Below are 13,802 nucleotides of genomic sequence, written 5' to 3' on the forward strand. Positions count from 1 at the left end.
GCACTGTGCCTTTGAACCCCGCGATCACTGACTGGCGCGGCAAGCGCGTGTGGCTGGTGGGCGCCTCCAGCGGTATTGGCCGGGCCGTCGCAGCGCAATTGCACGCACAGGGCGCGCAGGTGATCGTGTCGGCACGCCAGCAGGCGCTGCTGGCGGCGTTTGCGCACGAACACCCTGGCAGCCAAGCAGTGGTGCTGGATGTGACCGATGCCCAGGCGGTCCTGGACGTTGCCGCGCGCCTGCAGACCGAGTCACCACTGGACCTGGTGTGCTACTGCGCCGGCCACTACACCCCCATGCGTGCCGACACGCTGGCGCTGCCCGAGCTGCTGCGCCATCAGCAGGTCAACCTGACGGGCGCGCTGCATGTGCTCGCCGCCGTGGTCCCGGGACTCCTGGCATCTGCCCAGGCGGGACGCGTACCTCACTTGAGTCTGGTGGCCAGTGTTGCAGGCTGGCGCGGTCTGCCGCAGAGCTTGGCCTATGGACCGACCAAGGCGGCCCTCATCAACCTGGCCGAGACGCTGTTCCTTGACCTGCGCCCGCAGGGCGTGGGCGTGAGCGTGGTGAACCCCGGCTTTGTCGATACGCCCCTGACGCGCCAGAACGACTTCAACATGCCCGCGCTGCTCACGCCGGAGCAGGCGGCCCAGGCCATACTGCGTGGTTGGGGGAGGGGCGCGTTTGAACTGCATTTTCCACGCCGCTTCACGCTGTGGCTCAAGCTGCTGCGCGTGCTGCCGTACCGCTGGTACTTTCCGCTGGTCCACCGTATGACCGGGCTGTGACGCATGCACCCACCTATAGACACCCACGCTTGCGTCGCCCGGCTGGTCCAGCTCTACGAGCAGCTAACCCCCGCGCAGTTGCCCCTACTGGAGGACTACTACGCGCTTGACGCACGGTTCAAGGACCCCTTCAATGATGTGCACGGCGTGCCCGCCATCCGTGCCATCTTTGCCCACATGTTCGAGAGCCTGGAGCAGCCGCGCTTTATCGTCACCCAGCGGCTGGTGCAGGACGACCGGGCCTTTTTGCAATGGGAGTTCCACTTCCGCCTGAAGCGCTGGCGGGCACAGGTGCCTCAATGCATCCACGGCGCGACCCTGGTGCATTTTGATGCCCAAGGCCGCGTGACACTGCACCGCGATTACTGGGACCCGGCTGAAGAGCTGTATGAAAAATTGCCTGTTTTGGGAGCTCTGATGCGCTGGCTGCGCAAGGCTGGCGCGGCACCCCTGCCGCACCCCCATCGCTGTTCACCCCCTAGCGACCGTTAAGGTGGAGAAGGGAAGAGGTTCATGCCGATGAACGTCCATGAAGCCACGATAACCCCCCCACCACAAAGAGGAACACCCCGACGACTTTCGTCATCGGGGTGTTCGAGGCCAAGAAGGAGATGGGGCGACCATCTCGTTAACGGCATAAGACGCGGCGGAGGGCTCTGTGGGAGGTGGTCAGCGTCCAAAACACGGACTCACCCGGTTGGTCCGGAGCACTCTAAGGCAATTGCCGCGGCAAGGCCCTATCAGTAGCGGCCACCGCGGTAGCCACCACGGTCTGCGCCGCCGCCAAAACTTGGGCGAGCTTCCATGGGACGTGCGACGTTGACCGCCAGTGCACGTCCATCGACAGAACGGCCGTTCAGACCGTTAATGGCATCCTGTGCCTCGGAATCGCTGCCCATTTCTACAAAGCCGAAGCCCTTGGACCGGCCTGTATCGCGCTCCATCATCACCTTGGCGGAGGTGACGGAACCAAATTGGGAAAACTGCTGGTGCAGCGATTCATCACGCACGGAATAGGCCAAGTTGCCCACGTACAGTCGGTTGTTCATGTCAGTGTCTTTCTTTCGGGAAATGAAGGGACGGCTTGTAAGCGCATCCCAGAGGAAATGAGTGGGGGAACCAAAATCAATGGCGCCGGCGCGCTGGAGGGGTGGTGCGCGTGCGGTTCTCGATATGCCGAAATGTCACTCGACCCTTGTTGAGGTCGTACGGAGACATCTCCAGGGTCACCAGGTCACCGGCCAGAATGCGGATGCGGAACTTACGCATCTTGCCCCCGGTATACGCGATGAGCTGATGCCCGTTGTCAAGCGTGACGCGGTAACGGGCGTCAGGCAGAACTTCATCGACCTTGCCCTGCATTTCAATCAACTCTTCTTTGGCCACGGGTACCTCCGTCAATAGCAGGATCAGCCCAATTGGTTGTGTAGCACCATGCGGCGCCCTTGCGCCAAGGCGTACTGGACTGCTTGTGCATCGCAGGGGAAGCTTGGGAGAAAGCGGAAGATGCGGTCGTACATTCCCCGGCGTATGGAAACCGAAGCAGTAACACCGACATTGGTGGTTTTGGTCAGCGGCGTGACAACGTAGTTGCCCACGCGCTCGGCGTTTTGTTTTTCAAGCATTGCAAACAGACAGGATGTAATCGCGAAGGCGACCATCCAGGAGAGAAAAGAGGGGAAAAGACCTGCCGCGCGTCGGCGCAGGAAAGGCGGGGCAGACCCTGTAAGAGGTTGAAGGTCTGCGATGAGCTTGCTGCTTTGGAGAGTGACGGCCGACACTTTGCAAGAAGTGCGGCGCAAGGCGCATCAGCCAGGATGCTGTCAGGCAGGCGCTATCGAAGCAAGCAGTGGGTAGCGCGTTGGCGGATTATTACTCGCCGAAATGAAAAAAGCAAACTTAATTCTTGTGGATGTGCCCGATACCGGCCAGCAGGCGTCTTAGGGCCCCGGATTGCTGCACAGTCCCTCGCACCTTTGCGCACGACGCTATCGAGGGTTTCGGAGGAAAAAAGAAAGGCCGCACGTTCTCGGAACTGTGCGGCCTTGTATGTGGTGCCCGGGGCCGGAATCGAACCGGCACGCCTTGCGGCGGGGGATTTTGAGTCCCCTGCGTCTACCAATTTCACCACCCGGGCAGGCGCGAAAGCGAAGTCACAAATTATGGCACAGTAACGCGGTATGAAGACCTACCCCACCATTGAAGACGCGATCGGACACACGCCGCTGGTCGCACTGCAGCGCATCGGTGCACAGGACAACGCGGCACGCGGCAATGTCATTCTGGGCAAGCTGGAAGGCAATAACCCGGCGGGTTCGGTGAAGGATAGGCCGGCACTGTCGATGATCCGCCGGGCCGAAGAGCGCGGCGAGATCAAACCCGGCGATACGCTGATCGAGGCGACGTCGGGCAACACCGGTATCGCCCTGGCGATGGCTGCGGCCATCAAGGGCTACCGCATGGTGCTGATCATGCCGGAGGATCTGTCCGTGGAGCGCGCGCAGACCATGAAGGCCTTCGGCGCGGAGCTGGTTCTCACGCCCAAGAGCGGGGGGATGGAATACGCGCGGGACCTGGCCGACCAGATGGTGGCGCAGGGTAAGGGCGTGGTGCTGGACCAGTTTGCCAACCCAGACAACCCCCGCATCCACTACGAGACCACCGGCCCCGAACTGTGGGAGCAGACCGAGGGGCGCATCACCCATTTCGTGAGCGCCATGGGCACCACGGGCACCATCACGGGCGTCGCGCGCTTCCTGCGCGAGAAGAACCCCGCGGTGCGCATCGTGGGTGCGCAGCCGCAGGAAGGCTCGCGTATCCCGGGCATTCGCAAGTGGCCCGAGGAATACCTGCCCAAGATTTACGAGCCCCAGTTGGTGGACGAATTGGTGCTGGTGAGCCAGGACGATGCCGAGGACATGGCACGGCGCCTGGCGCGCGAAGAGGGCATCTTTGCCGGCATCTCCGCAGCCGGCGCCTGCTGGGTGGCGCAGCAGATCGCGCAACGCGAGGAAAACGCCACCATCGTTTTCGTGGTGTGCGACCGGGGCGACCGCTACCTCTCCACCGGCGTCTTCCCTGCGTGAACGTGAAGATCACAGTGGGCATCAATAAGGCCGCTGGCGCCCGGTAGTCAAGCGCAAGCAGCTATCAATTACGGAGCGCTGTGACTGCCATGGCGCATGCTGGAGGAGCATCGCTATGTCGTACGAAACCCGCTATTGCACCCACTGCGCCACGGCGCTGGCGCCCATCGTGGTCATTGAGGACAGCGGCGAGAAGGAACGCCTGCGCTGCCCCGCCTGCGGCTGGACGCACTGGAACAACCCGACGCCCGTGCTGGCGGCCATCGTGGAGGTGGACGGCCGCGTGCTGCTGGCGCGCAATGCGCTCTGGCCACCCAAGATGTTCGCGCTGATCACGGGTTTCATGGAGGCTGGCGAGACGCCCGAGGACGGCATTGCCCGCGAAGTCAAGGAAGAAACCAACTTGGACGCGCGCAGTGTGCAGCTGGTGGGCGTGTATGAGTTCATGCGCATGAACCAGGTCATCATCGCCTACCATGTACGGGCCGAAGGCGAGGTGCGCCTGTCGCCGGAGCTGCTGGAGCACCGCTTTTATGAGCCGGACCAGCTCAAGTGCTGGCCCGCGGGCACAGGCTATGCGCTGGCCGACTGGCTGCGCTCGCGTGGCCACGAGCCGGTGTTCTTCACCGCCGAGGAAAATGCAGAGCGCCGCCGCGGACTGGACGCGCCGAAGGACTGAGAAAAATGGACATCCACAAGGAAATCGACACCCGGGGCCTGAACTGCCCCCTGCCCATCCTCAAGGCCAAGAAGGCCTTGGCCGACATGGCCAGCGGCCAGCTGCTCAAGGTGGTGGCGACCGACAGCGGCTCGCTGCGCGACTTCCAGGCGTTTGCCCGGCAGACCGGCAACGAACTGGTTGAGCAACAGACCGTGGGCGAAGAATTCATCCACGTGCTGCGCCGTCGCTGAATGATTAAGGACTAAATAGCCGTCCAGCGCTTGTTGGGCAAGCGCTGGTAGCTATCAAAATAGGAATCCGGGCGGGAGGCAGGGGTACCGCTCCGGCGGTGCGTTACAGCGCCAGGGATTGGAGGTATTCGCGGAACTGCGGGCCCACCTGCGGGTGCTGCAGTGCCAGTTCGACCGTGGCTTCCAAAAAGCCTTCCTTGCTGCCGCAGTCGTACCGTTTGCCGGCGTACTGGTAGGCATACACCGTCTCGTGCTGCATCAGGCGCGCGATCGCATCGGTGAGCTGGATCTCGCCGCCCACGCCCTGCGGCTGGTTGCGGATCTCTTCGAAGATGCGCGGCGTGAGCACATAGCGGCCGGCCACGCCCATGCGCGACGGTGCCTTTTCGGGTGCGGGCTTCTCCACGATCTCGTCGACGCGGATCAGCGCGCCGCCGGCGCTCTCGCCCTTGACGATGCCGTAGCGCTTGGTGTGCTCCAGCGGGACTTCCTGCACGGCCAGCAGCGAGCGCCCCTGCTTGGCGAAAGCGGCCGTCATCTGCGCCATCACGCCGGGGCCGCCGGGCTCGCCGGTCATCAGGTCGTCGGCCAGGATGACGGCAAAGGGCTCGTTGCCCACCAGGGGCTCGGCGCACAGCACGGCATGGCCCAGGCCCAGCGAGCGTGGCTGGCGCACAAACAGGCAGTTCATGTCGTCGGGCGCGATGCTGCGCACCAGCGCGAGCATCTCGCGCTTGCCGGCGTTCTCCAGCTCGTTCTCCAGCTCGTACGCGGTATCGAAATGGTCCTCGATCGCGCGCTTGCTGCGGCCGGTGACGAACACCATGTCGCGGATGCCGGCCTCGTAGGCCTCCTCGACGGCGTACTGGATCAGGGGCTTGTCCACCACCGGCAGCATCTCCTTGGGCGATGCCTTGGTGGCGGGCAGAAAGCGGGTGCCAAGCCCCGCGACGGGAAAGACGGCCTTGCGGACACGGGTGGGTGCGTTCAAGTCGGGTGCCTCACGAAAAAGGGTGCCGGGTAAAAACAAGGGCGCCTGCAGCGCCCTTGTCCGGTGATCGGGCTGATCTTAGCCCAGGCGCGCGAGCTGCTCCTGGATGCGCGCCAGCGTGGCGCCGAAGTCTGCCACGCGCTTCTTTTCCTGCTCGATCACGGCCGGCGGGGCCTTGGCCACGAAAGCCTCGTTGCCCAGTTTGCCGTTGGCCTTGGCGATCTCGCCGGACAGGCGCGCGGCCTCCTTGGACAGGCGGGCCTTTTCAGCAGCGATGTCGATCTCCACGAACAGCGCCAGGCGGGCGTCGCCCACCACGGCCACGGGCGCGCTTTGCGCGGCCTGGGCCCAGGCGGCCTCGTCGTCGAACACCTTCACCTCGCTGAGCTTGGCCAGGTTCTGCAGCACCGGGGCGATGTCGCGCATGAAGTCCGCGTCGCCCGCCACCAGCAGCGGCAGGCGCTGTGCGGGCGACACGCCCATCTCGCCGCGCAGCGTGCGGCAGGCGTCCACCACCTGCTTGATGCGCGCCACGTAGGCGATGGAGCCCTCGTCGATTTTCTCGGGCTGGGACTGCGGATAGGCGGCGATGGCGATGGAGTCGCCCTTCAGGCCCGCCAGCGGGGCCACTACCTGCCACAGCGCTTCGGTGACAAAGGGGATGACGGGGTGCGCCAGGCGCAGGATGGCCTCCAGCACGCGGATCAGCGTGCGGCGCGTGGCGCGCTGCTGCGCCTCGTCGCCAGTCTGGATCTGCACTTTGGCGATTTCCAGGTACCAGTCGCAGAACTCGTTCCAGACGAAGTCGTAGAGGGTGTTGGCCACGTTGTCCAAGCGGAACTCGGCGAAGCCCTTGGCCACTTCGGCCTCGACCTGTTGCAGCTGCGAGACGATCCAGCGGTCGGCCTGGCTGAAGCGCAGGTAGCTTTCAGTGCAGCCCTGCGCGGTGTCCATGCCGCAGTCGTAGCCCTCGCAGTTCATCAGCACGAAGCGGCTGGCGTTCCACAGCTTGTTGCAGAAGTTGCGGTAGCCCTCGCAGCGCTTGCTGTCGAAGTTGATGCTGCGGCCCAGCGACGCCAGCGCGGCGAAGGTGAAGCGCAGCGCGTCGGCGCCATAGGCGGGAATGCCCTCGGGGAATTCCTTTTGCGTGTTCTGGCGCACTTTGGGCGCGGTCTCGGGGCGGCGCAGGCCCTGGGTGCGTTTGTCCAGCAGCGGCTCCAGCGCAATGCCGTCGATCAGGTCCACCGGGTCGAGCACGTTGCCCTCGGACTTGCTCATCTTCTTGCCCTGCGCGTCCAGCACCAGGCCGTGGATGTAGACATGCTTGAACGGCACGCGCCCGGTGAAGTGCGTGGTCATCATGATCATCCGGGCGACCCAGAAAAAGATGATGTCGTAGCCCGTGACCAGCACGCTGCTGGGCAGGTACAGGTTGTAGTCGTCGGTGGCAGCGTCGGTCTGGTGCGGCCAGCCCATGGTGCTGAAGGGCACCAGGGCGCTGGAGTACCAGGTGTCGAGCACGTCCGCATCGCGGGTCAGCGTCTTGCCGGGGGCCTGGGCCTGGGCCTCTTGTTCGTTGCGGGCCACGTACACATTGCCGTCCTCGTCGTACCAGGCAGGGATCTGGTGGCCCCACCACAGCTGGCGGCTGATGCACCAGTCCTGGATGTTGTTCATCCACTGGTTGTAGGTGTTGACCCAGTTCTCGGGCACGAACTGCACCTGGCCGCTGGCTACGGCGTCGATGGCCTTTTGCGCGATGCTCTTGCCGGTGGCGTCGCCCGTGCCTTCTTGGGCCACCTTGTTCATGGCCACGAACCACTGGTCGGTCAGCATGGGCTCGATCACCTGGCCGGTGCGGGTGCAAACGGGCACCATCAGCTTGTGCTTCTTGGTCTCGACCAGCAGGCCCTGGGCCTCCAGGTCGGCCACGATGGCCTTGCGCGCCACGAAGCGGTCCATGCCCTGGTATTTGGCGGGGGCGTTCTCGTTCACCGTGGCCTGCAGGGTGAGCACGCAAATCATGGGCAGCTTGTGGCGCTGGCCCACTTGGTAGTCGTTGTTGTCGTGCGCGGGCGTGACCTTGACCACGCCGGTGCCGAACTCCTTGTCCACGTAGGCGTCGGCAATCACCGGGATCTCGCGGTCGCACAGCGGCAGCTTGACCATCTTGCCGATCAGGTGCGCGTAGCGCTCATCCTCGGGGTGGACCATCACGGCCACGTCGCCCAGCATGGTCTCGGGGCGGGTGGTGGCCACCACCAGCTGGCCGCTGCCGTCGGCCAAGGGGTAGGCGATGTGCCACAGCGAGCCGTCTTTTTCCTCGTTCTCCACTTCCAGGTCCGACACGGCGGACTGCAGCTTGGGGTCCCAGTTCACCAGGCGCTTGCCGCGGTAGATCAGGCCCTGCTGGTAGAGCTTCACGAAGGTGTCGGTCACCACCTTGGAGAGCTTTTCGTCCATGGTGAAGTACTCGCGGCTCCAGTCCACGCTGTCGCCCAGGCGGCGCATCTGGGTGGTGATGGTGTTGCCGCTCTTTTCCTTCCACTCCCACACCTTCTTCACGAAGTCGGGGCGGCCCAGGTCATGGCGGCTCACGCCTTGCTCTTGCAGCTGGCGCTCGACGACGATTTGTGTGGCAATGCCCGCGTGGTCGGTGCCCGGCACCCAGACGGTGTTGTGCCCCAACATGCGGTGGTAGCGCGTCAGGCTGTCCATGATGGTCTGGTTGAACGCATGGCCCATGTGCAGCGTGCCCGTCACGTTGGGCGGAGGCAGCTGGATGGCGAATGCCGGCTGCCCGGCCTGCGCCGCGCCCGTGCCGCGGTAGCCTGCCACGCCGTAGCCGCGCTTTTCCCATTCGGGGCCCCAGTGGGCCTCCAGGGCGGCGGGCTCAAAGGACTTGGAGAGGCTGTTCAGGCCGGGTTGTTCGATCGTGTCGCTCATGGCAATGAAAAACGGCATCCCGTGGGATGCCGCCTGGGCAGTGGTTCGGAGGATGGGGGCATTTTATTCGGTTACCGCCATGCTTCCATACTGATAGCTGCTTGCGCTTGCTGGATAAGCGCTGGAGGCGCTTTTTACTCAGACCCTGTGGTGGGCACGAATTCGGGGCGGTCGTTGACCTGGGGTTTGAGTGGCGCGCTGGCATGGCCGCCGGCGCGTTCCTTGCGCCATTGCTCCTTGCGCGCCGTCCACTCGGCCAGCCGGGCGTGGGCGGTGGTGCTTTCGCGCTGCATCTGCGCGGTGTCGGCCAGTTGGGCCGACAGCTCCAGCCGGATGCCGTTGGGGTCGAAGAAGTAGATGCTCTTGAAGATGTGGTGGTCGGTCACTCCGAGCACCTGCACACCGTGTGCCTGCAGACGGGTTTTGGTGTCCTCCAGCTCTTGCACGGTGTTCACGCGGAAGGCGATGTGGTTGACCCACGGGGGGGTGTTGGGCGAGGGCTCGGGCTTCACGTCGTCGCCCAGGTCGAAGAACGCGATGAACGAGCCGTCCTGCAGCCGGAAGAAGAAGTGGGTGTAGGGGCAGTACTCGCCCGTGCTGGGCACGTAGTCGCTCTGGATGATGTGGTACAGCGGCAGGCCCAGGATGTCCTCGTAGAAGTGGCGCGTCTCCTCCGCGTCGCGCGCCTTGTAGGCGTAGTGGTGCAGCTGCTGGATGGCGGCGGGGGGCGGGAGGCTGTCGTGGGGAGCAGTCATGGCGTTGTCTCCGGGATAGGGCGCCAGGGCGCATGCTGGTATGAAGAAGTGCCTGAAATTCTACTATTCGTAATTGATTTGCGTTAAGTGAATTTGAAAAACCGCTGTCCAGCAGGCATGGCGCAGCCGCCGCGGCAAAGGCGGCCGGTGGCCTCAAACGGGAAAGAGGGAGTGGTGCTCAGGCGTTCGCCTGGGCGGCTTTCTTCCAGGCATCCGCGGCGGCCTCAGCGTCGCCGCGCTGCTCGGCCAGCTCGGCAAGATGGCGCCAAGCGCTGGCGCGCAGCGACGCATCGGGAAGCTGCTGAGCGGCCTGGGTGAAGAGTTGCTGGGCCTTGCCCCACAGGTTGCGCTGCAGGCAGGCCTTGGCCGACAGGTATTGCAGACGCGCGTTGCGCGGAGCCGCCTGCTGGGCGGACTCGATGCGCGCCAGCCAGTTGGCATCCAGCGCCTGCAGGCTGCCCTCAAGCGCGCGCACCAGCTTGAGCACGTGGGCATCGGGCAGCGGGGGCTGAGCGGGGTCCGTCATGCGTTCCCACACCGGCAGAAGCCATGCGCGCACCTGCATCGCATCGCCGCCCAACTGGCCCAGGCGCTGCGCCGCATGCACGGCGATCTCGGGCATGGCGCGCTCATGGGGCTCCAGCCCCAGCCAGATGCGCTGCAGTTGGGCCGGGTCGTAGGCGCCGTTGATCAGTTCCATTGCCAGGCCGCGCACGATGCTCTCGGCGGCGGCCGGCGAAAAAGCGTGGTGCTTGCCCAGCAGACGGGCGGTTTCCAGCGCCTGCTCGGTCTGGTGCGACAGGCGCGATGCCTTGAGTTTGGCGCGCAGTGCCAGCGTGCGGCGCGCCGTGCCGGCCGGCAGGACGGAAAGGCGCTCCAGCGCGGTGGTGGCGTCGCGCTCGTCCAGCGACCAGCGTGCTGCCCGCAGCTGCGCGCCCTCGCGCAATTCCTGCTCGATGGCGGCCGCACGATCGGGAATGTTGTCCAGCGCCTGCTGCAAGTGTGCTTCCCGCGTGGCACGGTCCTGCAGCGCATGCGAGCTTTCCGCGGCCACCATGTGGGCCAGCGTGCGCAGCCGACGGCCATGGGGCAGGGCTTCCTTGGCGTCTTCGAGGGCGCGCTCCTGCGCGATCGCAGATTCCGCGGATTTGCGGGCGCGCAGGAAGCGCCCTCCCAGCATCTGCGACAGCGCATCCAGCAGCGCACCGTGCATGGCACGCTCCTTTTGCAGCAGGCGCCAGCGGCGCGCCTGCATGGGTAGCTCCAGCAGCGCCGCCAGGGCGCGCAGCGCCGCGTACAGCAGCGTGAAGCCGCCGAACAGCAGCATCAGCACCATGTTGAGGGACAGATCGATGCGGTAGGGCGGCCAGAACAGCGTGACCGTGCCCTGGTTGTTGCCCGCAAACAGGGCGACGGCAACGGCCACACCGAACAGGGCCAGGAACCAGAGTGCTGCGCGCATGGGCAGAGTGTCCTAGGGGCGGGTCAACGGCCGGCCGCGGCCGTGGCCAGCGCGGCGAAGGTGTCCTCCAGCGCGGGCATTTCGACGGTCTTCATGTGCGCCTGCAGCTGCTGCAGGGCCGCGGTGGCGTTCTGCGTGCGGCGCGAGGCAGGATCGAAGTACTTGCCCAGCGCGCTGTAGGCGCCGGCCAGGTCGGCGCGCGCCGAGTCCATGCGACGCGCCAGCAGGCCCAGCCGTGCATTGAGCAGCTTGAGCTTGAGGTTCTCGCGCAGGAAGAAGGCCTGGTCGGGGGCGAGCAGGATGGCGTCGGGATGGTCGATGCGGCTCACACGCACCAGGCCGCGCACCTCGTCGCGCACGCCTTCCCAGGTGCGGTGCAGCGCGGCTTGCCAGCGCGGCTGGCTGGCGGTGCTCGCGGCGGGGGCGGGCGCCGTCACCTCGCCCGCCGGGCGGCGCATGCTGGCTGCCTGGGCCACGCTGCCCAGCAGGGGCAGCTCGTCCACCTGGCGCACCAGGTCGTCCAGGCGACCGAGCAGACCCGCAGTGTCGATGACGTTGGCGCGCTCCAGGCGCTCCAGGTCATGGCCCATGGCGCGCAGCACGGGCGCCAGGCGCGGCTGCGATGCGCGCTCCACGCGCTGGCTCGCGCTCTTGAGCGCGGCCACCAGGGGCTGCAGGCTGCCCGTGAGTTGGGCCTGCTGCTGCGCCAGGCGGATGGCGGCTTCCACGTCCACCACCAGGTTCTCGTCGCGCGTGCGCGAGAGGCTTTGCATGAGTTCTTCCAGCTGGCTGCGCTGCAGCGCGACTTCGCTCACGCGGGCTTCGGCCACGGCCAGGCGCGTGGAGGTCTCGCGCGCCAGCTCCTGCGCTTGCTGGGCCATGGTGCGCGCCTCGATGGCCTGGGCGCCGGAGTCGGCCGACTGGCGTGCCAACTGCTCCTGGATGGACGACAGCCGCTGCCACAGCATCACCGAACTGGCCAGCGCGGCAATGGCGATGGCGCTCAGCGCGAACAGGGTCGCGCGGCCGCCGTGGGCCGCGGCGGGCCGGGGAGCGGCGGGCGCCGGTGCGGGCAGCCCGAATGAGGACTCATTGCTCATGAAGCGATTCTATCGAGGCTGCCACTTCATCGAACGCCGGACGGCATTCGTGCACGCTGCCAAAGCCGGCCGCACGTGCGGCCTGCGCGATACGCGGGTGGGTGGTCAGGGCGCGGGCCATGCCCCAGTGTTGCGCGGGCAAGACAGCACGCAGGTTGGCGATGGCCTCGGAACTGCTCAGCAGCCAGACCGAGCCGTCGCTGGCGGCTGCTTGCGCCAGCGCCAGTTGCTGGGCGTCGAGGCAGGGTGCGCCGCGCTCGTACGCGGCGACGAAGTCCACCGCGCCACCGGCAGCGGCAATCTGCCGGGCCAGCCATTCGCGCCCGTTGCCGCCTTCGGCCGTGGGGGCGTTGGCTCCACGCACGATGAGCACGCGGTCGCCCGGGCCGATCTGTGGCGCGACCACCTGCCACAGGGCTTCGGAGTCAAACTGCGCGGCGTCGGCGCCGGGAGCGTCAATGCGCTCGGGCGCAACCCCGGCCTGCACGAGTGCCGCCACGGTACCGGGGCCGGGAGCCCATACTCTCGTTTTGGTAGCTGCTAACGCTTGTCTAGAAAGCGCTAGAGGCATATTTGAGTCAAAGAAATACTGCGCCGCGTTGCCGCTCACGAACATCACCGCGCAGTAGCGGTCCACGCATGCCCGGGCCTGTTGCAGTTCCTCGCGCAGAGCCGGGTTGGTCACCGGGCCGATGGCGATGAGTGGCAGCGCCAGCGCGGCGATGCCGCGCGCCTGCAGATCGGCGGCCCACTGCGTGGCCTCGCGCGCGGGGCGCGTGACGATGGCCCGGGGCGGCTGCACGGGCAAGGTCAGAGCGCTCCCACCGCGCCCGCAGTGCGCAGCTGTGCGGCGACGGCCAGTCCCAGCGCGTCGGCCTGCTCCAGCGTATGCACGGGGGCCGCGCCCTCGGCGCGTACCAGCGGCACCCGGGCCGCGACGTCGCCCCAGGCGGCGCGCAGCGAGAGCGTGTCGCCGTCCCACTGGCCATGTGCGGCCAGCGGCATGGAACAGCTCCCCCCCATGGCGCGGCTTACGGCACGCTCGGCCGTCACCGTGAGCCAGGTGCGCTCATGGGCCAGCGGCGCCAGCGCCTCGCGCAGGTCGTGGCGGTCGCCGCGGATCTCGATGCCCAACGCGCCCTGGCCTGCGGCGGGCAGCATCTGCTCGGGCGTGAACACGGCGCGGATGCGCTCGTGCAGGCCCAGGCGCTTCAGGCCTGCGGCCGCGAGCACGATGGCCGCGTACTGGCCCTCGTCCAGCTTGCGCAAGCGCGTCTGCACGTTGCCGCGCAGCGGCTCGATCTGCAGGTCGGGGCGCAGCGCTTGCAGCAGCACCTGGCGGCGCAGGCTGGACGTGCCCACCACCGCCCCGTGGGGCAGCTCGTCCAGCGATGCGTAGCCGGGCGACACGAAGGCGTCGCGCGGGTCCTCGCGCTCCATCACACAGGCCAGGGCGAAGCCCTGGGGCAGCTCCATGGGAACGTCCTTGAGCGAATGCACCGCGATGTCGGCGCGGCCTTCCTCCAGCGCCACTTCCAGCTCCTTCACGAACAGGCCCTTGCCGCCCACCTTGGACAGCGTGCGGTCCAGGATCTGGTCGCCGCGCGTGGTCATGCCCAGCAGCGCCACGGCATGGCCGCGCACGCGCAGCAAGGACTGCACATGCTCGGCCTGCCAGAGCGCGAGTTGGCTTTCGCGCGTGGCGATCACGATGGAAGGAAGCGAGGGGGAGGGAGTGGTCATTGCGGCGTCTGTCTCGGCC

14 protein-coding genes, 1 tRNA gene and 1 pseudogene are annotated in these 13,802 nt (G+C 66.4%); 5 read left to right on the plus strand and 11 right to left on the minus strand.

Features of this window, described 5'->3' with window-relative positions; genetic code table 11:
• Positions 1-5 precede the first annotated feature (5 nt).
• Both AC1PPL_RS05575 and AC1PPL_RS05580 read left to right on the plus strand, forming a co-directional pair.
• Entirely contained in the window at positions 6-788 is a 783-nt protein-coding gene (locus AC1PPL_RS05575) for an SDR family NAD(P)-dependent oxidoreductase (RefSeq protein WP_123676017.1), read from the plus strand.
• A gap of 3 nt (positions 789-791) precedes the next feature.
• Positions 792-1,280: a nuclear transport factor 2 family protein gene (locus tag AC1PPL_RS05580; protein ID WP_287985863.1), complete on the plus strand. Its 489-nt coding sequence runs from the start codon at positions 792-794 to the stop codon at positions 1,278-1,280.
• A gap of 257 nt (positions 1,281-1,537) precedes the next feature.
• Here AC1PPL_RS05580 and AC1PPL_RS05585 read toward each other — a convergent pair.
• From AC1PPL_RS05585 to AC1PPL_RS05600, 4 genes and pseudogenes are all read right to left on the minus strand, one after another.
• Positions 1,538-1,837: pseudogene (locus AC1PPL_RS05585) on the minus strand (RNA recognition motif domain-containing protein); the annotation flags it as partial.
• Between the two features lie 76 nt (positions 1,838-1,913).
• A complete protein-coding gene (infA, locus tag AC1PPL_RS05590) occupies positions 1,914-2,174 on the minus strand; it encodes a translation initiation factor IF-1 (RefSeq protein ID WP_011806104.1) in 261 nt (86 codons plus the stop codon).
• 23 nt (positions 2,175-2,197) lie between these two features.
• Positions 2,198-2,413: a hypothetical protein gene (locus AC1PPL_RS05595; RefSeq protein ID WP_041839047.1), complete on the minus strand. Its 216-nt coding sequence runs from the start codon at positions 2,411-2,413 to the stop codon at positions 2,198-2,200.
• Between the two features lie 427 nt (positions 2,414-2,840).
• Positions 2,841-2,925 (minus strand) — tRNA-Leu (locus AC1PPL_RS05600).
• 43 nt (positions 2,926-2,968) lie between these two features.
• Here AC1PPL_RS05600 and cysM point away from each other — a divergent pair.
• The 3 genes from cysM (at position 2,969) to AC1PPL_RS05615 (ending at position 4,786) form a co-directional block, all read left to right on the plus strand.
• Positions 2,969-3,874, plus strand: a complete 906-nt coding sequence (gene cysM / locus AC1PPL_RS05605) for a cysteine synthase CysM (RefSeq protein WP_047350540.1) — start codon at positions 2,969-2,971, stop codon at positions 3,872-3,874.
• A 115-nt stretch (positions 3,875-3,989) separates the two neighbouring features.
• Positions 3,990-4,553: an NUDIX hydrolase gene (locus AC1PPL_RS05610; RefSeq protein WP_011806051.1), complete on the plus strand. Its 564-nt coding sequence runs from the start codon at positions 3,990-3,992 to the stop codon at positions 4,551-4,553.
• Positions 4,554-4,558: 5 nt separating this feature from the next.
• Positions 4,559-4,786, plus strand: coding sequence for a sulfurtransferase TusA family protein (locus AC1PPL_RS05615; protein WP_011806050.1), 228 nt, complete (start codon positions 4,559-4,561; stop codon positions 4,784-4,786).
• 103 nt (positions 4,787-4,889) lie between these two features.
• Here the strand turns inward: AC1PPL_RS05615 and galU are convergent, their stop codons facing one another.
• From galU to hemC, 7 genes are all read right to left on the minus strand, one after another.
• The gene (galU, locus tag AC1PPL_RS05620) at positions 4,890-5,777 is read right to left on the minus strand and encodes a UTP--glucose-1-phosphate uridylyltransferase GalU (RefSeq protein WP_011806049.1); all 888 of its coding nucleotides are present in this window, start codon (positions 5,775-5,777) and stop codon (positions 4,890-4,892) included.
• Between the two features lie 78 nt (positions 5,778-5,855).
• On the minus strand, positions 5,856-8,723 hold the full coding sequence (locus AC1PPL_RS05625) for a valine--tRNA ligase (protein WP_479972857.1): 2,868 nt from the start codon (positions 8,721-8,723) through the stop codon (positions 5,856-5,858).
• A gap of 134 nt (positions 8,724-8,857) precedes the next feature.
• Positions 8,858-9,478, minus strand: coding sequence for a VOC family protein (locus AC1PPL_RS05630; protein ID WP_479972858.1), 621 nt, complete (start codon positions 9,476-9,478; stop codon positions 8,858-8,860).
• Between the two features lie 178 nt (positions 9,479-9,656).
• Entirely contained in the window at positions 9,657-10,940 is a 1,284-nt protein-coding gene (locus AC1PPL_RS05635; protein WP_479972859.1) for a heme biosynthesis HemY N-terminal domain-containing protein, read from the minus strand.
• Positions 10,941-10,963: 23 nt separating this feature from the next.
• Positions 10,964-12,040 (minus strand): uroporphyrinogen-III C-methyltransferase, encoded by a 1,077-nt coding sequence (locus tag AC1PPL_RS05640; RefSeq protein WP_479972860.1) that lies wholly within the window; start codon positions 12,038-12,040, stop codon positions 10,964-10,966.
• Positions 12,030-12,848, minus strand: a complete 819-nt coding sequence (locus tag AC1PPL_RS05645) for a uroporphyrinogen-III synthase (protein ID WP_479972861.1) — start codon at positions 12,846-12,848, stop codon at positions 12,030-12,032. The genes AC1PPL_RS05640 and AC1PPL_RS05645 overlap by 11 nt, the downstream gene beginning before the upstream one ends.
• Before the next feature lie 2 nt (positions 12,849-12,850).
• Positions 12,851-13,783, minus strand: coding sequence for a hydroxymethylbilane synthase (gene hemC, locus AC1PPL_RS05650; RefSeq protein ID WP_479972862.1), 933 nt, complete (start codon positions 13,781-13,783; stop codon positions 12,851-12,853).
• Positions 13,784-13,802: the final 19 nt, after the last annotated feature.

The organism is Diaphorobacter sp. B2A2W2 (assembly GCF_056730635.1).